Annotated in this window: 17 protein-coding genes and 2 pseudogenes; 15 read left to right on the top strand and 4 right to left on the bottom strand. The window is 61.8% G+C overall.

The window, feature by feature from the left end; genetic code table 11:
• Window positions 1-102 precede the first annotated feature (102 nt).
• Window positions 103-336, top strand: a complete 234-nt coding sequence (locus tag AB4089_RS17250) for a hypothetical protein (protein WP_441410495.1) — start codon at window positions 103-105, stop codon at window positions 334-336.
• A gap of 854 nt (window positions 337-1,190) precedes the next feature.
• On the opposite strand, the gene AB4089_RS17245 is transcribed toward AB4089_RS17250, so the two are convergent.
• Window positions 1,191-2,090: a LysR family transcriptional regulator gene (locus AB4089_RS17245; protein WP_441410494.1), complete on the bottom strand. Its 900-nt coding sequence runs from the start codon at window positions 2,088-2,090 to the stop codon at window positions 1,191-1,193.
• A gap of 128 nt (window positions 2,091-2,218) precedes the next feature.
• Between AB4089_RS17245 and AB4089_RS17240 the strand changes: the two genes are divergently transcribed.
• The 13 genes and pseudogenes from AB4089_RS17240 (at window position 2,219) to AB4089_RS17180 (ending at window position 17,705) form a co-directional block, all read left to right on the top strand.
• Window positions 2,219-3,670 carry an aldehyde dehydrogenase family protein gene (locus AB4089_RS17240; RefSeq protein ID WP_441410493.1) on the top strand — a complete coding sequence of 484 codons (1,452 nt, stop codon included), beginning with the start codon at window positions 2,219-2,221 and terminating at the stop codon, window positions 3,668-3,670.
• A gap of 2 nt (window positions 3,671-3,672) precedes the next feature.
• Window positions 3,673-5,391 carry a hypothetical protein gene (locus AB4089_RS17235; RefSeq protein WP_441410492.1) on the top strand — a complete coding sequence of 573 codons (1,719 nt, stop codon included), beginning with the start codon at window positions 3,673-3,675 and terminating at the stop codon, window positions 5,389-5,391.
• Window positions 5,388-6,380 (top strand): membrane dipeptidase, encoded by a 993-nt coding sequence (locus tag AB4089_RS17230; RefSeq protein ID WP_441410491.1) that lies wholly within the window; start codon window positions 5,388-5,390, stop codon window positions 6,378-6,380. The genes AB4089_RS17235 and AB4089_RS17230 overlap by 4 nt, the downstream gene beginning before the upstream one ends.
• Window positions 6,373-7,113 carry a hypothetical protein gene (locus AB4089_RS17225; protein ID WP_441410490.1) on the top strand — a complete coding sequence of 247 codons (741 nt, stop codon included), beginning with the start codon at window positions 6,373-6,375 and terminating at the stop codon, window positions 7,111-7,113. Before AB4089_RS17230 ends, AB4089_RS17225 begins: the two co-directional genes overlap by 8 nt.
• The gene (locus AB4089_RS17220) at window positions 7,110-7,490 is read left to right on the top strand and encodes a RidA family protein (RefSeq protein WP_441410489.1); all 381 of its coding nucleotides are present in this window, start codon (window positions 7,110-7,112) and stop codon (window positions 7,488-7,490) included. Before AB4089_RS17225 ends, AB4089_RS17220 begins: the two co-directional genes overlap by 4 nt.
• 100 nt (window positions 7,491-7,590) lie before the next feature.
• Window positions 7,591-8,919 (top strand): MFS transporter, encoded by a 1,329-nt coding sequence (locus AB4089_RS17215; protein ID WP_441410488.1) that lies wholly within the window; start codon window positions 7,591-7,593, stop codon window positions 8,917-8,919.
• A gap of 332 nt (window positions 8,920-9,251) precedes the next feature.
• Window positions 9,252-10,406: a MurR/RpiR family transcriptional regulator gene (locus tag AB4089_RS17210; RefSeq protein WP_441410487.1), complete on the top strand. Its 1,155-nt coding sequence runs from the start codon at window positions 9,252-9,254 to the stop codon at window positions 10,404-10,406.
• Window positions 10,407-10,536: 130 nt separating this feature from the next.
• Window positions 10,537-10,834, top strand: a pseudogene (locus AB4089_RS17205) (pyridoxal 5'-phosphate synthase lyase subunit PdxS); the annotation flags it as partial.
• A 345-nt stretch (window positions 10,835-11,179) separates the two neighbouring features.
• Window positions 11,180-12,478: a glutamine synthetase family protein gene (locus tag AB4089_RS17200; protein ID WP_441410486.1), complete on the top strand. Its 1,299-nt coding sequence runs from the start codon at window positions 11,180-11,182 to the stop codon at window positions 12,476-12,478.
• On the top strand, window positions 12,468-13,625 hold the full coding sequence (locus AB4089_RS17195) for an amidohydrolase family protein (protein WP_441410485.1): 1,158 nt from the start codon (window positions 12,468-12,470) through the stop codon (window positions 13,623-13,625). Before AB4089_RS17200 ends, AB4089_RS17195 begins: the two co-directional genes overlap by 11 nt.
• Window positions 13,626-13,636: 11 nt before the next feature.
• Window positions 13,637-14,830 carry a M20 metallopeptidase family protein gene (locus tag AB4089_RS17190; protein ID WP_441410484.1) on the top strand — a complete coding sequence of 398 codons (1,194 nt, stop codon included), beginning with the start codon at window positions 13,637-13,639 and terminating at the stop codon, window positions 14,828-14,830.
• Between the two features lie 338 nt (window positions 14,831-15,168).
• The gene (locus AB4089_RS17185) at window positions 15,169-16,695 is read left to right on the top strand and encodes an APC family permease (protein ID WP_441410483.1); all 1,527 of its coding nucleotides are present in this window, start codon (window positions 15,169-15,171) and stop codon (window positions 16,693-16,695) included.
• 881 nt (window positions 16,696-17,576) lie between these two features.
• Window positions 17,577-17,705, top strand: coding sequence for a hypothetical protein (locus AB4089_RS17180; protein WP_441410482.1), 129 nt, complete (start codon window positions 17,577-17,579; stop codon window positions 17,703-17,705).
• Window positions 17,706-17,778: 73 nt separating this feature from the next.
• On the opposite strand, the gene AB4089_RS17175 is transcribed toward AB4089_RS17180, so the two are convergent.
• Complete coding sequence (locus tag AB4089_RS17175) at window positions 17,779-18,015, bottom strand: hypothetical protein (RefSeq protein WP_441410481.1); 237 nt, start codon at window positions 18,013-18,015, stop codon at window positions 17,779-17,781.
• A 290-nt stretch (window positions 18,016-18,305) separates the two neighbouring features.
• Between AB4089_RS17175 and AB4089_RS17170 the strand changes: the two are divergent.
• A pseudogene (locus AB4089_RS17170) lies at window positions 18,306-19,472 on the top strand (2-isopropylmalate synthase); the annotation flags it as partial.
• A 953-nt stretch (window positions 19,473-20,425) separates the two neighbouring features.
• Here the strand turns inward: AB4089_RS17170 and AB4089_RS17165 are convergent.
• Window positions 20,426-20,722, bottom strand: coding sequence for a hypothetical protein (locus AB4089_RS17165; protein ID WP_441410480.1), 297 nt, complete (start codon window positions 20,720-20,722; stop codon window positions 20,426-20,428).
• A 378-nt stretch (window positions 20,723-21,100) separates the two neighbouring features.
• Window positions 21,101-22,273 carry a M20 family metallopeptidase gene (locus tag AB4089_RS17160; protein WP_441410479.1) on the bottom strand — a complete coding sequence of 391 codons (1,173 nt, stop codon included), beginning with the start codon at window positions 22,271-22,273 and terminating at the stop codon, window positions 21,101-21,103.
• Window positions 22,274-22,287: the final 14 nt, after the last annotated feature.

Genomic DNA, 22,287 nt, shown 5'->3' with positions numbered 1-22,287 from the left:
GAGACGGCGCCTGACGCAATCGCCGTTATTGCGACTGAATATTGAACCGCACACGGTGGACAACGATGGCGGGGCAACCGATCGTGAAGAGAGTAAGGACTTATGACCATTCAAACGGCGCCCGATCGACTCCTCGTAGCCGTTCAAACACGAAATGAACTGGACGCCGCCTTGGACCAGGCGCTGGAAATCTTGAAGCCCGTGGCCATGACCGAACGAGTCGGCATCCTGGTAACACGGCTCGCCCCTGGCCGCTACGAGGCCCGGCTCAACGCTGAGCTGCCGCCGGGCACGACGAGGGAAAGCTGGGGTCCGTTCTCCGATGAACCACGATAACTTTGGTACCTCCGGCGCGACGACCGACAGCTTCATGCCGGGCGCATGCCCCACGGCCGGCCAGATGCCGTGCTCGCTGCGGAAGGCGTCGGCGTACCTTGCTGCGGGACGAATAGGACCGAAAGACGCCCTCACAAGATGTGAAGCCGACGCCTTCCTGTTACTTGCGCCGGGGCACCGGGTCGTTGTCCTGGATCACGAAACCGGTGACGTCTGGCGCGGTGCGGTTGACGCGCCTTTTCCGCAACACGGGTTTGTCTGGGTGTTCACAGATTTAGGCGAGCGGAAGGTGTTCGACATCGCTCTCCACACCATCTGGCGATCGGACACGCGTCAAAGCTGTGGCAGTCAGCGCTAAGGACTCTTCCTGACGTCGGGCAACCATCCAGCTGGGTGCGCACTTGGGTATTTGTAGGGCGCGGTCGCGCTGACCGAATAAGTCGCTGCGGTAGAAAGGTCCGGGCCTCTATGAGGACACGCATGCGGTGGTCGGGTGATCTCGCCACCCGACAGTCGTTCCTGTGACGCCGTCGAGTCCGAGGTGTTCCCATGCCGTCCGTAGGGCTTCCAGACGGCCCCAGAAGGAAGTAGATGCCGTCGTGGACGGATACGGCCGCCAGAAGTTCGCTGGCTTCGTCGATGAGGTCGGACGTTGAGCGTTACCAGGGTGCCGACGAGTTCGATTCCGATGTCGTGACTCACTGCGTCGCGTGACGTTATCCGGCAACGAGGGCTTTGCCGGCGTCTGGTCGCCAGCGGGTTCGGCCGTCAGGCTATAACTTCCTGAAAATTCCTTGGGATGTCTTGCGAAGTCCTGGCGCCGGATATTCGACGGTTTCTCCTCCTGCCCCGCGCTAGCCGGGTTCCGGGACTCCCATCGTTTGTCGGCAGGCTTCCCTGACTTTGACGAGGAGAGGGGAATCGGTCATTTCGTTGCTGCAGATCAGGCTGACGCGGGAGATGGCGCCGACATCCTGGATATCCAGATAGGAAAGGCCGGGGATGGCGAAGGCGCGGAGGGATTCCGGGACAACCGCGATGCCCAGGTGGGCGGCCACCAGCCCGAGGATGGTCGGGAACTGGACGGCCTGCTGCGCGAGGTTGAAGTCGACGTCAGCGGCGTCAAGCAATGCGGCGATGTGGTCGAAAAGGCGCGAGATCCTGTCCCGCGGGAAGGCGATGAACCTCTCGCCCTTCAGTTCTCCAAGCCCGACTGAAGTCCGGTCCGCCAGCGGGTGGTCAGTCGCGACGGCTACGACGAGGCGTTCATTTTGCAGAAGGGTGGTACTGAGGCCCGGCACCGCCCGGACTTCCCTGGCGATTCCGGCATCCAGGGCTCCGCCGGCAATGAGGTCGATCTGGGCGTCGGTGGTTTCCTCGCGGAGCTCGAGGTCAATGCCGGGCCATTGCGATCGGAGTTCCCGCACCACGGGCGGAACGGCTGAAATCGCTGCCGATGAGACGAAACCGAGACGCAGCTTGCCGGCTTCCCCGTTGCGGGCCTGCCGAAGTGCCGCGGTCATGGCCCCGTACTGGGTCAGGAGTTTCCTGGCGTGCCCCAGGAGCAGTTCGCCGTCGGGGGTGAGCTGGACGTTGCGGGAGTTGCGTACGAAGAGCTGTGTCTTGCATTCCTCTTCGAGTTTTCGGATCTGCTGGCTGAGGGGCGGCTGGGCCATGTGCAGCCGCTCCGCGGCACGGTTGAAGTGGAGTTCTTCCGCCACCGCGACGAAAAGCTCCAAGCGCCGAAGGTTCATACGAACAAGACTAAACGCATATTGATAAGCGTCAAATAGATACTTCAGTGGACGTCTCGCCGGGTCTACCGTTGATCGTGAGGACAGTCACAGATCAACAAACACTAAGAGGTTAGAGAATGCCCGTCATGACCAAGCCCGCCAGCAGCTTCATCAACGGACGTTGGGTTGAAGGGACCGGGGACACGAGGTTCCGATTCAACCCGTCGGCACCGGACGAAGCGGTCACCACCTATCACCAGGCCGGTTCCGAGGAGCTCGCGCAGGCGATCCAGGCCGCCGCTGCCGCAGCCCCGGCGTGGGACCGGCTGGGGATTTTGGCCCGGGGCAGGATCCTGTCCGCTGCCGCCACACTGATCAGGGAACGGGCCGACGAGATAGCCCGCGTCATGACGGCCGAACATGGCAAGACCCTGACGGAGTCCAGGATGGAAGTCGACGCCTCCGCCGACACGTTCGACTACCACGCAGGCTCGGCCCGGAACCCGGTCGGCACCGAATACCCTTCCAGCCACCCCGATGAGCGGATCTTCACCGTGCGGCGCCCGCTGGGCATCGTCGGTGTGATCACCCCGTGGAACTTCCCGCTGCAGATCCCGGCGTGGAAGATCGCACCGGCACTGCTGCACGGCAACACCGTGGTCTGGAAGTCCGCAAGCCACACCCCCGGAGTGTCAGTCCTGCTGATGGACATTCTGGCCGCGGCCGGTGTTCCGGCCGGTGTCGCGAACCTGCTCCTTGGCCCGGGTCCGCTGGGCTCTGAACTCGTTTCCCACCCGTCCGTGGCGGGCGTGACCTTCACCGGATCCGTTCCGGTGGGCCACCACATCCGCGGGATCGTCTGTGGACGCGGCGCGAAGCTGCAGATGGAATTGGGCGGACACAACGCGACTCTTGTCCTGCCCGACGCCGACGTCGAACTCTCCGCAAGCAGCGCCGTCAACGCCGCCATGGGTTCCACGGGCCAGAAATGCACGGCCACCAGGCGCATCATCCTTGTCGGCGACGGGCACGAGGCGTTCCTGCAGAGGGTGAAGGAGAAGGTGTCCGGACTTGTCGTGGGCCCCGGTACTGACCCGTCCGTGCAGATCGGCCCCGTCGTTTCCGCCTCAGCCCGCGACGAAATTAACGCCGCGATCGACCAGGCCATCACCGAAGGCGGGCAAATTCTTGCCCAGTCCCCCGCTCCCGCCTCAGAGGGGAACTACGTCCGACCCACCGTGCTGACCGGTCCGGCATCGATGACGATCTGCCGCGAAGAGATATTCGGTCCCGTTGTCACCGTTCTCCGCGCAGCCACCCTTGACGAGGCCATTGCGATGGCGAACAACACCAACTTCGGCCTCACGGCCGCGGTGTTCACCAGCGATGAGCGCGCCGCCCGGCGGTGCGTCACGTACCTGGACGCCGGCCTCGTAAAGGTCAATGCCCCCTCGACCGGTTCCGAGATTCATGCCCCCTTCGGCGGGATGAAGGATTCAACATTTGCCGGTCCCCGGGAACAGAACAGTGCCGTCGCCGCGGCGTTCTTCACCCACGAAAAGACCGCTTACCTCCGCCTGGCACCAGAGAAGGCATGATCATGACACTTCAGGACCAACGAACCGCACACGAGCTCCGTTCGCCGGAGGAAGTCCTCTCCGGCACCGACATGAACGGCGCCTGGGCCACCCGGCACAGCTTTGCCCGCACCATGCTCCGCCGCGCCGCAGCCCGGAAGTGGACTGTGGCCAGGACCCGCCTGGATCTCGACGCGGACGCCCGGGGCACGGCCGTCTACACTGTGGAGGCCGAAGGCCGGAGGCTAAGCTTCATCGCTTTCTGCCGCACGCTGGAGGAAAGCGAACGCACCGACCGCGTCATCGCCGATGCCTGGGACGTTACCGCAGCCCTCCTTGAAGGCGACCTCACGCCGGAACGCGAAGCTGAACTGCGGCTCAACGTTCCCGTCCAGGAGCGCGGCCGTGTCGATCCGGACACCATCGTGCTGACCCGTGCGAACCGCAGCGCACGCTTCTTTGACTACGTCAGTGACTGTTTGGCCGCAGGGTCCCAACCCGACGTCGACATCATCGGCCCCAGCCCATATCTGATCCGCAGCACCGCGTTCTATGGCAACGGAAAATTCGGACTCAAGGAATTCGCGGACGTCCCTGCCGGCCACCCGCTCGCCGTGCCGTACCGGTCCCAGATGCTGACCGCCTGGCTGCTGCGTGAACTCAGCATGGACATGGTCGAACATGTCGCCCGCGCCAAAGCCTCCGAAACCGGCACGACTGCCGTCCGGCTGGACGCGGCGTGGAGCCGTTACCTTGGACTGGGCAACGCCACCGGTCTGGGTATGGTCCCGTTCGTGATCAACCACCCGGAATTTCTGGACGCCTGGTGCCGGCTGCGGGAAATTCCGCTCGCTGCCGGGCTCGGCCGGGACTACGCACCCGGGCATCCGGACCTTGCCCGCGTCGCGGAGCTTCTCATCAAGGCTGACCGCCACCTTGAAGAGAAACACGCACTCCACACCGCCCCGTTCCTCCCGACCAATGCGATCCGGCCCCAGCTGCAGCAGCTCCTGCAAGAACTACAGACCCACACGGCCTCCGCGACCGAGCCCGCACCGGTCCTGGCACACCTGCACGACAGAGCCGCAAGCCTCAGCCCGGAGGCCCGAGGGATCTTTGCCTCCATCGTCATTGAACTCCGTACCGACTTCGACGAGGACGCCGAGTCCCTGCTCAGAGTTGACGGCACCGCACCGTTCGACGCGACCATGCCCTGCAGGGAACTGAGGCAGTTGCTGGCGACCAACTACGCCTGGGCGCGCGGCTACGACTTCACCGATCCGGAGAGGACGCTCTACTACTGGTTCTCTTCCGCAGCCAACGAAGAACCCCGCCGCGCACTGCGCGCAACCAGGCCCGCAGGCACGGCCGAGCACTGCACAGACATTGCCCGCCGCATCAATGCCCTCGCCGCGGACCTCGAGCAGTTTCCGGCCCACCGCAGCATCGCTGACTTCCTCCTGGCACACCCCGGCCACCGCTTCGCCGCCGCCCGGGTCCAGCAGACACGGCCCTATCTCTACGGGGAGCTGCAGGACAATCTCATCGACGCTGAATTCCTGCCCCTGAGCACCCAGCGCTTCCAGCTGGCCAGCTACGGGATGAACAACTTCAGCCCCCAATCCACGGACTGGCTACGGGTCACCTTGTTCAGCGGAGCCCCCCGGGCCGTGGACATCAACCACGGAACGGACGATGACGACTGGCTGTTCCCCACGGCGCCCCAAGGGGCGGAACAATGAACCTCCACGAGCAGCTGACCGTCGTCGACGGGCTGCAAATCAGCAACTGGACCCGCCCCGTCCTGGAAGAACTGCGCACCGGCGGCGTCAGCGCGGTCAACGCGACCTGCGCCGTCTGGGAAAACGCCGCGGACACCCTCCGCTCCGTCGGTGAGTGGCTGGACCTCGTCAACCACAACCCGGACCTGGTGTTCCTCGCCTCAACCGGGGCAGACATCGAAACAGCAAAGCAGCAAAACAGGATCGCCGTTTTCCTGGGGTTCCAGAACGCCAGCCCCTTCGAAGACGACTACCGCTACGTTGAACTCTTCCATCGGCTCGGCATCCAGATCGCCCAGCTGACCTATAACAACCAAAATCTGATCGGCAGCGGGTGCTTCGAAGCCGACGACGCCGGCCTGACCCGCTACGGGCGGGTGATTGTGGAAGAGATGAACCGGGTGGGCATGCTCATCGACCTCTCCCATGTCGGATACCGGACCAGCCGCGACGCCATCGAAGCATCCTCGGGGCCGGTCTCCGTCACCCACTCCAACCCGCTCTGGTTCTTTGACACCCCGCGAAACAAACCCCACGACGTCATCCAGCCCCTCGTCGACAGAGGCGGCGTCATCGGCTGCTGCCTTTACCCCACCGTCAGCGGCGGTGAACACGTCACCCTCGAGAGCTTCTGCACGATGGTTGCACGCATGGTCGACCAGTATGGTCCCACGAGCGTCGGTATCGGCAGCGACTGCACCCGCGGATGGGACCATGAATTCGTCGGCTGGCTCCGCAACGGCCGCTGGCAACCGACCGATCCACGGAACACGCCGACCTGGCCCCAGTGGCCGGAATGGTTCAAAGGCCCCCTGGACTTTCCCCGGCTCACCGACGGCCTCTCAGCAGCAGGCCTCACGGACCACACCATCACAGCCGTGATGGGCGGCAACTGGAGCCGGCTCTTCACACAAGTCATGGACACAACAGAGGAACACGCGCATGTCTGACACCTCCACCGGACCAGCCCTCGACGGGCAACAGACGGACCGCGCCATGGCCGTCCAGCCCCGCGAAATCAAAGAAGCGGCCTTCCGGGCACTCTGCGCGGCCGGCGCCGACCCCCTCGAAGCCCAGGAAGGGGCCCTCGCAGTCCTCCGCGCCGAAGCCGAAGCACACGCCGGCCTCCACCTCCTCGAACAGCTCGTGGAGGCAGACTGGACTACACCCGTCCGAGCAGGAGCGGTAAGGGACGCCGCGTGGGTGGGCGGAACCCTCCGCGAGCTTGACTCGGCCGGACAACCGGCTCTGCGAACCGCCCTCCAACTCCTCGACCTCGCCGGCGACACCCCGGCTGGCGAGGTATCCGTGACCCGCACATCGGACGCCAGCATTCCGGTCCTTCTCTGGAGAGACCTGGTACTGAGGCACACAGCATCCCTGCAACGCCGGATAGTCATCGCCACGGCCAATACCGGCGCGACACCGGACGACGGATACACCACTGACCACCTCACCGTCCGGGACGGGCAGCCTTCGGCCACGCAGACGCTCGCCTCGGAGGCCATCGCGGCCCTCATCCCCCAGCCCGCCAGGGCCAGCACCGTCATCGTGGCCTTACCCGGGCCGGTCCACACAAACCCGGAAGCAACCAACATCGCGCCCAAACCGCTCAAAATGCGGGAGAAAGACTGGCAGAACATGTACCAGATGTCCCGGAAGTACCTGGTGCCGGACGCATGAACGCCATCACCCGGACCCAGTTCACCGACGGTAAGCCGCGGCCCTACTCCACCTCCGCGGCAGCCGGTGGCATCCTCTACCTGTGCGGCCAGATACCGGCCCGCGAAGACGGCACCGTCCCGGCCGACATCGAAGGGCAGGTAACCCAGACCTTCGACAATCTGGAAACAGCCCTCAAACAAGCAGGGTCCAGCCTGTCCCACCTCCTCAAACTCACGGTCTTCCTGGCCGACCTTGACGAATTTGATGACTACAACGCCGCCTACCTCACCCGGCTCAGCGGCCACCCCCTGCCTCCCCGGACCACCGTGCAGGTTGCCCGGTTCAGAGGCGAGAAACGCATCGAGATCGATGCGGTCGCAGCCGTAACAGCCTGACCGGACCACGGCCACGGATCTGTTGGGTTACCAACGTCGCTTTCCCTCTTCCCAGATCGGACCCACCATGCTTTCCCATGCACCAGCACCGGCGTCTCAAATGACCATCGACTCGGCGCCGCTGAACTCCTTCCACAAACGCCTCACCCTCTTCAGCTCAGGAGGCCCGTTCCTCGACGGATACATCCTGGCCATCATCGGCATCGCCCTCGTCCAGATCATCCCGGCCTGGCAAATGAATGACTGGTGGAACGGCCTCATCGGCGCCTCCGCCCTGATCGGGGTCTTCCTCGGCGGCCTCATCTTCGGCAACATCACCGACAAGATCGGGCGCAAGCTCATGTACACGATCGACCTCGTGGCCATCATCGTGTTCTCGATAGCCCAGTTCTTCGTTCAGGAACCCTGGCAGCTCTTCGTTCTGCGGCTGCTCATCGGCATCGCCGTCGGCGCCGACTACCCCATCGCCACGGCTCTGGTCGCCGAATTCGTGCCCAAAAACTGGCGTGCCCGCCTCCTCGGCGGCCTGAACGCCATGTGGTTCGTCGGCGCCACCGTCGCCGCCTTCGTCGGCTACTGGCTCCTCTCCCTCGAAGACGGATGGCGCTGGATGCTGCTGTCCTCAGCCATACCCGCCGTCCTGATCCTCATCGCACGGGCCACCATCCCCGAATCCCCCCACTGGCTCGTCGGCAAAGGCCGGCACCAGGAGGCGCTGGACATCCTGAAGAAGACCATCGGCGAAGGCGCCACCCTGGACGGCATCACCGCCCACGACCCCAACGCGGCCAAGCTCAGCACCGCCAAGGCCTTCAAACTGGTCCTGACCGGCGGCTACCTGCACCGGGTCATCTTCATCTCCCTCTTCTGGACCTGCACCATCGTGACGCTGTTTTCGATCTACGCCTTCGGACCCCAGATTCTGGCCCTGTTCAACCTCCAGTCCGGCGACGAAGCCAACATCGGTTACGGCCTGATCAACCTGTTCTTCCTCGTCGGCAACGTCGCCGCCCTCCTCGTCGTGGACAAGCTCGGCCGCCGGCCCGTCCTGATCTGGGGCTTCATCCTCTCCGGCATCGGCCTGCTGTTCCTGGCCTTATTCCCCAACGCACCCCTTGGCCTGATCGCACTGGCCTTCGCCTTCTACGCCATCTTCAACGGCGGCCCGTCGATCCTGGAGTGGATCTACCCCAACGAACTGTTCCCCACCAAAGTCCGGGCAACCGCCGTCGGACTATGCACCGGCACCAGCCGCATCGGCGCCGCCATCGGCACCTTCGCAACCCCGCTGGCCCTAACCCACCTCGGGCTCTCCGGCACCATGTGGATCGCCGCAGGCATCGCCCTCCTCGGCGCAGCCGTCAGTTTCTTCATGGCCCCCGAAACCAAGGGCCAGAACCTCGAAGAAGCAGCCGCCCTCCACGCCTGACACCACCCCGCCACCACCCACCAACCGAAGCGGGAGCAGCTGCCCTTCCGGGATCCTGCTGCTCCCGCCAAGGCGCCACGTAACTCCACCGAGGGAAGATCTTAAGTAGTCGGTGAGGCGGGCCACTACGCGAGGCAAGCCGCCGGAGCCATGCGCTCCCCCACCTCCCGAGGAACGCGTCCACCGCCGCCAGCACGGCCAGGGATGCCTCGCGGCTGCCAATCGTCACTCTCACGCCTTCGAACGCGCGCACCGAAACGCCGTGCCGCTCAGTTTCTTGCTCCAGTGATATCGCGTGGTCAATTGCGAAAGTCACTGCAGCGCTTCGTTTCATGAATTACACAGTTGCCTCAGTCTTTCATTTTGTAATGTGCGCTACATGTAGGCTGATCATCAACATGGTGGACACGATCGGCGCCGCGGCGGCTTGGGTCGCACCTGTAATTGCGGGTATCGTCGGCATCAAATCAACGCCAGATGTAAAATTTATTAGGTGCCACGTGCGCGCCAACTTGTCATCGGCAGCGCCGCCCTGCGACGGAAATTGGCAACGCAAGCTAGGAGTGGAGGATCAATTGACGCACAGTCCAACGGGTCGCCTGGATACCGTCCATAAGGTGCCCGTATCAGGGCAATTGAGTGCAACCGTTGCAGAGCGCACGCGCTCCCAATTGGGCACCTTCAGCCCGAGCGAAACCAAGGTCGCGAGAGCGCTCCTTGCCGCGTATCCCGCTGCAGGATTGGAGACCGTGGCCGAGCTCGCTCTTCGAGCAAGAGTCAGTGCGCCCACGGTGCTACGTTTCGCTTCTGCCTTGGGTTTCGAGGGCTATGCGGCGTTCCAGAAAGCGTTGATAAGAGAAGTTCACGAGGAAATGGGATCTCCTCTGCAGCGCCTTGATGACCACGATTCACGGGTCGACGGCGGACGGACCCGTTCGGAGTCGGCATCCGTATTCTTGGACGGCCTGGCCAGTACATTTGACGCGCTTCCCGAAGCTGAGCTAGGGAGGGCGGTAAACCTTCTCGGAGACAAGCGGCTCCGGGTTCATCTCCTGGGCGGGCGGTTCAGTCGTGTATTGGCCTCCTACTTGAACACGCATCTCGTGTTGATGCGTCCGGATGTCCAATTGGTCCCTCAGGGCGGCCACGAGAGAATGTCTGCACTTCTGGATCTCGGCCGGCGAGATGTTCTGGTGGTCTTTGACTTTCGACGCTACGACCGCTCGGTCATTGAATTCGCCAATAGGGCAAATGCAAAGGGATCGCATGTGGTCCTGTTTACAGACCCTTGGATGTCGCCAGCCGCCGACGTCGCGGAGGTCGTCATCCCTGCGAGAGTTGAAGCGCCAAGCCCCTTCGACTCGTTTGTATCAGCCATGGCTGTGGTTGAAATGTTGATCGCAGCGGTGGCCGCCCACATGGGATCCAGCGCACGCAGTCGTCTCATAGAAATCGAAGCGATGCAGTCAGGCGACAACGCGGAGTAACGTCGGATGCGCCTGCGCTTGGCCGGCTGCTGCATCCGGCGCCCATTGAGTACGCCACGGCAGCAAGAGTAAGAACATCCGATAGGAACTAGGCGACCGACGCTGACCCGCACCGGGGACATGTCCAACGCGCCAGTTTCAGGGCGAGATCAAGAAGATCGCCTCCATGCCTGAGGACGAACTCTCCGTCGTGGCCAAGGAACTGCAGACCCCGTACGAACTCGCCAAGAAAGGTGCCGCGACGGGCCAGCCCTCCGTCGCACTATTCACCGCCGGCGGCCTCGCCAGCCCGGCCGACGCTGCCATGATGATGCGCCGCGCCGACGGCGTATTGGTCGGGTCCGAGATCGACAAGGCCTCCCGAGGCCAGGGTGGGCATCAACGTCGACGAAATACTGCAGCCCCAGCGACCCGCCGAGCGCGGTCTGCAACCCGGAGGCGGCTCTCCCCGCGATGGGTCGGCCGGCCAGCAGGGCAGACTGGGGCACGCGCCAGTGGCACCTGCAGGCTGCGACGAGGCATATCAGCGACAGCCTTCTCGCTCCGTTGGGATGACGGCGCGTCTCGTCGGGAGGCGCCGTTCCGGCCCGCGTTCGACTCGCGGCTCGGCGTCCGCCCTGGACCGCAAAAAAGAATGGAATGTTACAAATTTTCCATTGACTATTCTGATGTAATGAATTTTACTTGACTCAGTTGCCCTCCGCTCTGGCTTGGAGCATCATGCCTCACCCATCCACTGTCGAAATCTTGAGTTCAAACGCCGGAAGGCTGTCATGACATACCCAGAGATATTTGTTGCCACCTGTGACCTGTCGGGACAGGTGCGCGGGAGGGGTGCACCATCCGAAGCCTATGAGTCCGTTCTAAGGTCCGGCTTAGGTTGGGTGCCCGCGAACCTTGGTCTGACCGCTTTCAATGAAATCGCGCCGAAGAGCGCCTTCGGTTCAACCGGCGATCTACGTTTGAAACCGGACAAATTCACCGAAATTACTGTTCCTCCGGACGGCGACACTCCCGGCATGAAGCTCTTTCTAGCTGATCAGACGAACCCCGACGGAAGTGACTGGGGATGTTGTCCACGTACTTTTCTGCGCAAAGCGCTGGGTGACTTCACAGACGCAACAGGACTGCGTGTAGTGGCGAGCTTTGAGCATGAATTCGTCCTCAGAGGGCTCCAAGATTCAGCGCCGTTCTCGCTGCGCCGCCACCGCGATGCTGAGCCCTTCGGCACTGACCTAATCCGGCTCCTCAGTGTTTGTGGCCTGGCGCCGGAGAACTGGCTTCCTGAATACGGACGGGACCAATTCGAGATCACCGTCGAGCCGAGCGATGCTCTCGTCGCCGCCGATCGGGCGGTTCTCCTTCGTGAACTGGTACGTGACCTGGCGCTTCGCCGGGGGCTTGAGGCGTCCTTTGCCCCTCTGCAAGATCCTGACGGAACTGGAACGGGCGTCCATGTTCACATCAGTCTTGTCGACGAACAGGGCCGTCCGGTGCTCTTCGACGAATCCAAACCTGGGAGACTCGCCGAAATCGGGGCGCGGTTCAGCAGTGGAATCCTGCGCCACGCACGCGCTCTCACGGCGTGGACTGCGCCGAGTCCAACGTCATTTCTTCGGCTGGCTCCCCACCGGTGGAGCGTCGGGGGCATCTTCCTCGCCGAACGCAACAGGGAGGCCCTCCTCCGGATTTGTCCAACCAGTTCCATGGGCGGCTCTTCACCAGAGCGTCAATTTAATCTGGAGTACCGCGCCGCGGACGCAACAGCCAATCCGTGGCTGACTCTGGCCGTCCTGATTCGCGCCGGTCTCGCGGGAATTAATGGAGGCGAAGAATATCCTCTACCGATAGTCTTCAGCGAGGATTGCAAAGAAGCCGACCTTCAAGACGTTCCTGAACTCCCGACTTCCTTGGAAGACGCGCTCATGGCTCTCGAGGACGACCACGTCGTCTCATCCTGGTTCGATCCGGACCTCTTGACTACGCACCTTGCCGTGAAACGACATGAAGGAGAGCTGCTCGCCTCCCTCACAGACGCCGAGAGGGTTCAGAGGGTTGCCAGTGTCTACTAAGCCAGAAACCAGGCTGAGCCGCGCTATCAGGGAAGCCCTGCTGGTAGACCATCACGTCCACGGCGCTCTGAAAGCAGACGTCTCCCAAGCAGAGTTCGAGACGCTAATTACGGAATCTGATCGGCCCATCCCCACATGGATGTCGCAGTTTGATACGCAGGTTGGCTTCGCAATTCGACGATGGTGCGCGCCCGTCCTGGGCCTTGCAGAACATGCCAATGCCGCGGACTATATGCGCGCTCGGCTGGAGCTGGGCGCTTCGGAGGTCAACCGACGCTTGCTGACAGGCTCCGGCATAGGGCATTTCTTGGTCGAGACCGGCTACCGCGGTGATGAGATCCTAGATCCTCACAACATGAGCTGGGCTTCCGCGCGGCCGGTGAATGAAGTGGTCCGCCTGGAAACTGTGGCTGAATCGCTGGCTGCTTCCGGTGTGAGTGCCCATGCATTTCCCGACGCCTACGTCGAAGAGCTGTCACGGGCGACGGCACATGCTGTAGGCGTGAAGAGCATCATCGCCTACAGATATGGATTCAATTTCGATCCGAACCGCCCCTCCCATGACGAAGTCGTAGCGGCGACAGAGACATGGCTGCAAGGTGTGGCGGATGGCGCCGCAGCGAAGGTCGAAGATCCCGTCCTTCTGCGGTTTGTTCTCTGGGCAGGAGTCGATCGTGGCCTGCCCATCCAGCTTCACACCGGATACGGGGATCCGGATCTTCGGCTGGACCGCTGCGATCCGCTGCTGCTTACCCCCTGGATTAAGCTAATTGAGCCCAAGGGTGTTGATATAATGCTGCTGCACTGTTATCCCTATCATCGGCAAGCTGGGTATTTGGCCCAGGTTTTTCCGCATGTGTATTTCGATATCGGCCTTGGGGTCAACTACACCGGCGTGCAATCAGAAACCCTCATAGCCGAATCATTGGAGTTGGCGCCTTTCTCCAAAATYCTGTTTTCATCGGACGCCTGGGGACCTGCAGAGTTGCATTTCCTCGGCGCTGCACTATGGCGGCAGGGAATGACCAAGGTGCTGCAACGATGGGTGGACTCCGGGGATTGGTCCGAGAGCGACGCAGTACGTGTTGTGCACATGATAGCCAGCGAAAACGCGAACAGAGTCTATAAACTTCAGGGGGCACGCTGATGCAGACGCCTTTGGACGAGCTTAAGAATCGTTTGGATCAGGAATTGCCAGGAGCGTACGACCTCCGTAAGAGACTCCACAGCTTTCCGGACATGTCAGGGTTCGAGGGTCCGACCCTTCAACTGGTTCTCGACGCATTGCCTGATCCCACGGTCGTGGTGCCAGTCGCTGAAACAGGTGCACTGGTACGGCTTGGGGGTCCGGGGCCGACCGTGGCTGTACGCGCTGAACTGGATGCTTTGCCTGCGACAGAAGCAACCGGCCTGGAGTGGGCGTCTCAAAACGCGGGGGTAATGCACGCATGCGGACATGACATCCACCTGGCAGCAGCCGTCGCGCTTTCGCGAGCCGTGCATGCCACGCCTGGCGCTTTCCCGCTGCTGCTGGTGCTACAACCCAGGGAGGAAACATACCCCTCCGGTGGAAGAGACATTTGCGGGGGAGATCGGATGGCCCTCGAAGAAGTCACGGCGACCATTGGAGCTCATGTTCAACCGCTTTTGCCAAGGGGGACCGTGGCTTGCACAGCTGGCTCGGTCAACGCTTCATCAGACGAGTTCGCGATCACGATTGACGGCCAAGGGGGACATGCGGCCTATCCTCACCTGACAGTTGACCCGGTGGTCACCTTGGCCCACGTAGTAGTTGCGGTCCAAAGCATCATCAGCCGGACCGTAGACCCTATGGAGTCCGCAGTTTTGAGCATTGCAGTCCTCAGCGCCGGCTCGGCACCCAATGTCATCCCCGGATCAGCCACGGCTCGTGGGACCATTCGAGCCATGACGACATCAGTGCGCCAGAATGTCCTTTCGAGGCTGGCGCAAGTCGTGGAAATGGTCTCTGCGGCTCACGGCTGTCGCGGACAGGTAGTTGTGGTGCACGGTGAACCCGTATTGGAAAACAATCACCGGATTGCGAGCACGACCATTCCTCATTTGCAGTCCCTGGGTTTGACAGTGAATACCACACTCCGTTCGGCCGGATCAGACGATTTTTCATATTATTGTGAAAAAGTTCCATCGCTCATGATGTTTGTTGGAACAGATGGAGAATCTGAGCGACTGCATTCCACAACCTTTGCGCCGGATAATACGCACGTCAGGGATGTAGCTTATGCGCTATTAAGCGGATACATGGCTGTCACTGAACTGCATATTGAAGATGAACTCGCTTCGCTGAAAGAAAATTTCCTTGAAAGCCGATGATCCATCCAGCCGGCATGCGGTCCCGCATTCCGGGATCCCTGACTCTTGTCGTCCGATTTCTGCCCTCTAAATATTTCGGTCATGAAGAATACGATTCTTCAGCAGGTTTCCCTCGTCCACCCGTGACCCGGCCACGACAGGAAAATGGCGAAAGCTCGATGGTGAGTTCTTGACGGCAGGCTGAACGCCGTCTCTACCGCTGCAAGTATTGATCGCTTCGAGCGATCCGCGTGTCCCGCAAAGGACTGCGCCGGCGAGCCCTGCGTTTCCGGACCGCCACGGTGCTGCCGGGCTCCGCCGGCCCACCCTCATATGTGTATGACCTCCTAGGAGAGACCATGTCAACTTCCTCGGCACCGACGCAAACGCCGAAACGCAAACTCCCGTTGTGGGCAGCGCTAGCTGTATCTCTGGCGACCGTAGGACCCACGCTGGCGATGTCCGGTAACGGCCAGGGCCTGATCGGCGTAGTGGGAAAATCAGTACCCCTGGTCTTCCTGATCGGGCTGGGCTCTGTTTCCCTAGTGGCATACGGTTTCGTACGGCTAACCCGACACCTCAATCATTCTGGTTCCGCCTATGCGCTCGTGGGCGGAACCATCGGTCCACGCGCCGGATTCTTTTCAGGATTCGCCATGCTGGGGGCCTATGTCGGGTTTTCCGTCGGAACACTGGCGCTGACCGGCGCCTTTGTTAACTCCTTCCTGGGCCAACTGCAGAGCGGCTCTCCGGAGGCGTTCCAGGTTCCGTTGCCCATCATCCTCGCCGTTGGTGCCGCCATTTCACTCGTGCTCGCAGGACGCGAAGCATCCCTGATCGCCAAAATCCTTCTGATCATTGAAGGCGTCGGCATCATCGCTTCGGTGATCCTTGCAGTCGTTATCTTCGCCAAGGGCGGCGCGCCAACGACTGGGTTGGACGTCAGCGTCTTCAGCTTCGACAGTGTTAACCTCGACCAGGTGCTGGCTGGCGTCGTCGCCGCGTTCCTTTCTTGGGCAGGCTTCGAAGCCTGTGCGTCCCTCGGCGAGGAAACGGACAATCCCAAACGCAACATCCCCAGAGCCCTCGGCGGAACGCTGATCCTCACCGGTGTGCTCTTCGTTGTCGCTATGTTCGCGCAGACCATCGGCTTTGGTACGGACGAAGCCGGTCTGGCCCGCATGCAAACATCGGGGAACACTCTCGGCGATCTGGGACACCAGTACATCGGGACAGCGTTCAGCCTCATCATTATCTTTACCGGGATCTGTGCGGCCTTCGGCTGCCATGTGGCCACTTCGGCCACGGCGGCCCGCATGATCTTCGCCTTCACACGTGATGGTTTCGGCCCCGGGGCACTTCGCGTCCTGGACAAGCAGACAAACGCTCCCCGCCGTGCCACGATTCTCGTGGTCGCCATTGCGCTGGCGGCCGGACTGATCTGTGCCCTCACGGGTTGGCCGGTCATGGGCACCAACAACCCGGCTATCGACACATATTTCCTCTTCGCAGTGGCCGGTGCTGTGTGCCTCATGGTCGCCTATTTCATGGTCGAAATCGCCGCCATGTGGTTCACCGGGAACAGGAAATTCGACACCATCCACAGGGGCAGAGGCAGGTTCTTGGGCGTGACGTTGCCCGGACTGGGCGCCGCGGTGATTGCCATCGTGTTGTGGTTCAACGTGAAGGACGCGAGCAGCGCAGACGCAGCCCCGCTCCTGGGACTCTACTGGTGCGTTCTTGGCCTGGTGCTCGCGATCGCAGCCTCCGGCATTGCGGCGAAGGTGGGCGCCGCACTCACCACAGAGCTTGATCTTCCCTCGTTCGGAAAGAATCACACCCGAACGACAGTGGGCCCGATTGACGTTGAGAAGGTCTCCCCGTGACCATTTTGTATTCGCGGGACGCGCGCGTGATCCCGGGCATCAAAGGACTGCGGTTCTTTCCCCTGCAAGTACTTGAAGGCCATGGATCCCGTCTGTTTGATCCCCCGGGCCGAGGACTGCTGGACCTGTCCGCGTCCTGGACCGCCCCGGCTCCTCCACGGACAGCCCGCCGTGATGGCAGCCATGAACAGAACAGTAGCCAAAGCCCCGGGATCACATACCCTCTAGGCAGCCCACCCCGGCTCTGTCGGTCTGGCCCAGGATCTCTTGGCTCTAGCTCCTGGCACCGGAGAACGTCGGGTGCGCCCGGAAACTCAGGGGTTGATGCAAATGACCCGGCCACACGGAACTGCCGGCATTACCTAGGACGCCGGACGGTGCTTGCTATCGAAGCGAGCTGCCATTGCCCGAAGAGTGGGCGACGAAGAGATCGAACCACGTTCCGGATGGCAGCGGCCCCGGCCGGAGCGTCCGGGGCGGGTTGCCATCGGTGCCGCCGACCAGCCTGGTCAAGCCCACACCGGGCAGCCTCACCCATCGTCACTTTGTTCGGACTAACCCTGACGGATGCCCGCGCAGGTATCCCCTGTAAGAACGGTTCGCAGCCTACATAGGCAAGTCCTATCTTCGCGGGATCGACGACATGACCCACCGCTAGGGTGCTTTCGGCGGTTCTGGCCCCATTGCCCTGCACAGAGCCGGGCAATGGGTGCACGCCGTCAGCGCGGCTGACAACGATCACGGGGAAATCATTCCCGTCATGAGAGTAGGGATTTATGACCATTCAAGCAGCGCCCGATCGGCTACTAGTAGCCGTTCAAACACGGGCGGAACTAGATGCCGCACTGGACAGGGCCGTGCGTCTCCTGAAGCCCGCAGCCATGACCGAACGAGTCGGCATCTCGGTAACGCGGCTCGCCCCAGGCCGCTACGAGGCTCGGCTGGACGCCGAGCTGCCACCGGGCACGATACGGGAAAGCTGGGGCTCGCCCTTCGATGAACCAAGGTGACGGCAGTATCGTCGGCGAGACGGCCGTCAGCTTGATGCAGGGCGCGTGTCCTGCGGACGGCCGAGTTGGCTGCTCATTGCGGAAGGCCGCTGCCAGCTTCGCGGCGGGACGAAGTGGATCCAAAGACTCTCTCACGAGATGTGAAGTCGATGCCTTCCTGTTGCTTGCGCCAGGGCACCCAATCATTTTGCTGGTTCACGAAACCGGTGAAGTCCGGCGCGGGTGGGTTGATGTGCCTTTTCCGGAACACGGGATCGTCTGGGTGGTCACGGATTTGGGCGAGCGGAAACTTCTCGATATTGCCATGCACACGGTCTGGCGATCGGATGTGCCTCAATCGTGCGGCAGTCCGGAGCAACATCTGGCAACGAACTCGTAAGTGCAGGTATTGATGAACCGGGAGTGGCTGGCTTGACCAGGTCGCGCGCCGGGTCGCTTCTGTGCCAACGGAATCAATGAGGCCGGCGGCCGGTATCCCGAAGTCTTCTCCCAACCCTCGGATTGCAAAAACGGTCTCTCTCAATTGACCGCTGTGGATTTGGTGGTCCTCGCCGACCCGCCACCCTTTCACCAAGAATCACAGAAAAGGCCCCGATAGTAATGCGAAACGCACAGAAGCCCTCAGGAATGCCGGTCCACCGTTACATCCCGTTCCAGGACCAGATCACCGTTGAACTGCCGGACCGCACCTGGCCGGACAAGCTCATCACGAAGGCCCCGCGCTGGTGTGCCGTGGACCTGCGCGACGGCAACCAGGCCCTCATCGATCCCATGAGCCCGGCCCGCAAGCTGAAGATGTTCGACCTGCTGGTCCGGATGGGCTACAAGGAGATCGAGGTCGGCTTCCCCTCGGCGTCGCAGACGGACTTCGACTTCGTCCGGCAGCTGATCGAGGGCAACCACATCCCCGACGACGTCACGATCCAGGTGCTGACCCAGGCCCGTGAACACCTGATCGAGCGGACCTACGAGTCCCTGGTCGGCGCGAAGCAGGCCATCGTCCACCTCTACAACTCCACGTCCGTCCTGCAGCGCCGCGTCGTGTTCAACCAGGACGAAGACGGCATCCTGGACATCGCCCTGCAGGGCGCCCGGCTGTGCAAGAAGTACGAGGAAACCCTCGTCGACACCCACATCACCTACGAATACTCGCCCGAGTCCTTCACCGGAACCGAACTGGACTACGCCGTACGGGTCTGCAACGCGATCGCCGACGTCTTCGAAGCGTCCGCGGACCGGCAGGTCATCATCAACCTGGCCGCCACGGTGGAAATGGCCACCCCCAACGTCTACGCCGACTCCATTGAGTGGATGAGCCGGAACCTGCACCCGCGCGAAGGCATCATCCTCTCCCTGCACCCGCACAACGACCGCGGCACCGGCGTCGCCGCCGCCGAGCTCGGCTACCTGGCCGGCGCGGACCGGATCGAGGGCTGCCTCTTCGGCAACGGCGAGCGGACCGGCAACGTGGACCTGGTGACCCTGGCCCTGAACATGTTCGTCCAGGGCATCGATCCCATGATCGACTTCTCCAACATCGACGAAATCCGCCGCACGGTGGAGTACTGCAACCAGCTCCCGGTCGCCGAGCGCGTACCGTACGGCGGGGACCTCGTCTTCACCGCGTTCTCCGGTTCGCACCAGGACGCCATCAAGAAGGGCCTGGAAGCCCTCGAAAAAGACGCCGCCGCCGGCAAAGACGTCGCCGACTACACCTGGCAGGTCCCGTACCTGCCCGTCGACCCGAAGGACCTCGGCCGCAGCTACGGTGAACCGGCTACTGGTCTCCTTCGAATCCCTGGCCCCGTATATTTCATCCAGATGGACACCGTTCCTCCGGTCGTCGGACCCGTGGCATAAAGCGCAAGGTCCATCTCGTCAACACCCTTCAGACGGCGCTGACGCTTGGCGACAACACAAAGTGAGTCATGCCCTCACGGTCCGTAGTGACCTCGATCTCCACCGTTCCCTTCGCCTCCGTGGGCCCGTCTTCAACCGCTTCCCGTTCCGCGCGTTGGCTGTCTGCCTGCTGGCAGCATCGTGCTTCCCAGGGCCGCTTAGTATTGGCCGGAAATTGAGTACGTGTCGTAGATAAAGAAGTGGCCCGTGGCCCTGCCGGAATGAATGTGTCTAGCATTCAAGAAGGAACAGGGCCACGAGCCTGGACTGAGTCGACCGGGATGGGGGCTGACGCTGCCACCAGCATCTTCAAACTGCCCGACTACCGCGACATGTCTGTCAGGCTTCTGGCATACAGCCGGTGCCGGGTCATTATCGAAACCGACCAGCCGGCGGGGCGCCCCAGTTGTGGTGTTGCGGCGACCCGTCACAAGGAACGACGGTTCCAGCGGATCCGAGCTATCCCTGTTGCCAGAGCTGTGGAGCTTCTCGGTGACAAGTACAGCTGGTACTGCGAGGAAGCGGCCTGTGCCCCGGCTCGCGTTCTTTGAATCCACAACCCAAGTCCGTGTACTTCTTCAGCGTGGAGGCGGTGGATACATTATTGGCTAAGGCCTGATCGACCACTTTCCGGGCACTATCAAGCTTCCCAGGGGTCTCTCGAAGCGAGAGTCCTTCAGCCCGTTGCAGGCGCCGAATTCCAGCTCATGCCCCCATTGCTGTAACCCAACCCCCTTAAGAGTCAACTACAGGAAAGACACTAGCGAGCTACTTTCAATCGGCTAGTAGCAGCCTCTTTGCATCGGCACTACCGTCAATATCTAGGGCGACGTCAACTTAGCGCCATTAGCGATTGCTATGATCGTCAGGATTAGAACGAGCACACCTGCAATAAGACCGATGATGGCCAGGATCACACCGATAAGGACAAAAGTAGTCCCTGCAGGCTCCTTCTCACGGCCCTTCAGACTCAAAATTAGTCCGGCAATTGAGAAGATGAGTCCGAGCACAGGAACGAGGCCGGTCAAGAAGCCAAGCGTTCCACAGACCAGACCGAGAATGCTGAGGATTGGGTTCTTGGTAGGCGCTTCGTACTGGGTTGAAAAGTCGTTAGTCAATTTGGCGGTTCTCCTAATGATAAATAGTTCTCAAACGATTAATAGTTACACAAAAAAGCACTCGCATTTAGTGATTCGTAAAATGACGTACGTGGGTGATTCGATCCCACGTTTGAGAGTGGTCCCCTCGTCACCTTTTCCCCGTCGTATCCTGTTGCAGAATGAGCATGTTTTGTCTGGTCAAAACGGGGCCGCACTCTGGTGGGATTAATCAAGAAGCCGATAGCGGTAAATAAGTGAGCCTGGATTGACGTGCAATTGAGCGCATAGACAATTGGAGCTTTCGGGGCCAAGTGCTGGCCGTGTCCGAGGTGCTCGGACTGATCAACGTCAGCCATGAACTGGCCGACAGCGACATGCGCAGCCAGATGGCGGTCTTCAACAGGCGCTAGCTGGATCCGATACACGCAATTCCTCGACGAGGGCGGTGACCAGTGCCGTCCTCGTCGTGATCATGCCGGCCAGCGCGTGCTCGCTGCGGGCATGTGCACCGCCGCCGACGGCACCGAGGCCGTCAAGGGTTGGGACACCGATTCCCGCAGTAAAGTTTCCGTCTGAAGCACCCCCGACGCCAATCGCGGCAATTTTGCCGAGACCCTCTCGGTTTGCTATCCGCTCCGCCTTGGCAAAAAGACCCAGTGCACTCCCGCGTTCCATGGGCGGCCGGTTTACCCCGCCGGTGACAGCGAGCGTCGCGGCAGGGTTGATAGGAACGAGGGAACGCATGGCAAGGTCCACACGGTCCTGTTCGGCCTGGGAGCGAACGCGGACGTCGACGTCTATCATCGCCTGCGCTGGCACAGTGTTCGTGGTCGTGCCCGCGCGCAGTGCTGTTGGCGTGACGGAGGTTCCTTGGGCAACGTCTGCCAGGGTTTCAATGGCCAGGATCTGATGCGCCAGTTCGACGCCGGCGTTCACTCCCTTTTCCGGCTCCAACCCGGCATGCGCCGCCCGGCCGTCAACTGTCAGCCGGTAGTTTGAAACGCCTTTACGCTCGACTTTTAGCGCGCCGCCGTCGCCTGCAGCCTCCAGCACTAAGGCTCCAGCGCACCCTTGGGCCTCGGACTCGATCAAGGCGCGGGAAGTGGTAGATCCTGTCTCCTCGTCGCCGGTGACCAAAAGACTTACACCGTCCAGGGCACGGTCTCCCCCACGTTCGCGCAACACGGCGAGTGCGTGGATTGCCTGGACGAGTCCGAGCTTCATATCGAAACAACCCGGGCCCCTGATCACGCCGTCCACGATGGAGAAGGGGATCGCGTTAAGGGTGCCGTGTGGCCACACCGTGTCATGGTGGGTCAAGATGATCACTCGAGGCGTGCCGAATCGCAGGCGCAGATGCCGGCAGCCAGCAATCTCGAACGTTTCCGGCCGGACACCAAGCCGTTTCTCGATGAGGTCCGCGATCATGTTCGCACTCGTCGCAACCGCCTGGAAGTCGTATGAGGGTGACTCACAGTTGACTAGGAGTTCAAGGTCGGCGAGGATCAGGGGCAACCGTTCCTCGCAGTGCGCCAGCAGAGAAACGTCCTGCCATTTGATTGTCGTCATTCCGCTCCGTCATG

Source organism: Arthrobacter sp. 2MCAF15 (assembly GCF_052115605.1).
Lineage (GTDB): Bacteria > Actinomycetota > Actinomycetes > Actinomycetales > Micrococcaceae > Arthrobacter.
The sequence above is the reverse complement of the archived record's forward strand: the minus strand, read 5'-3'. Positions and strand labels throughout refer to the sequence as shown.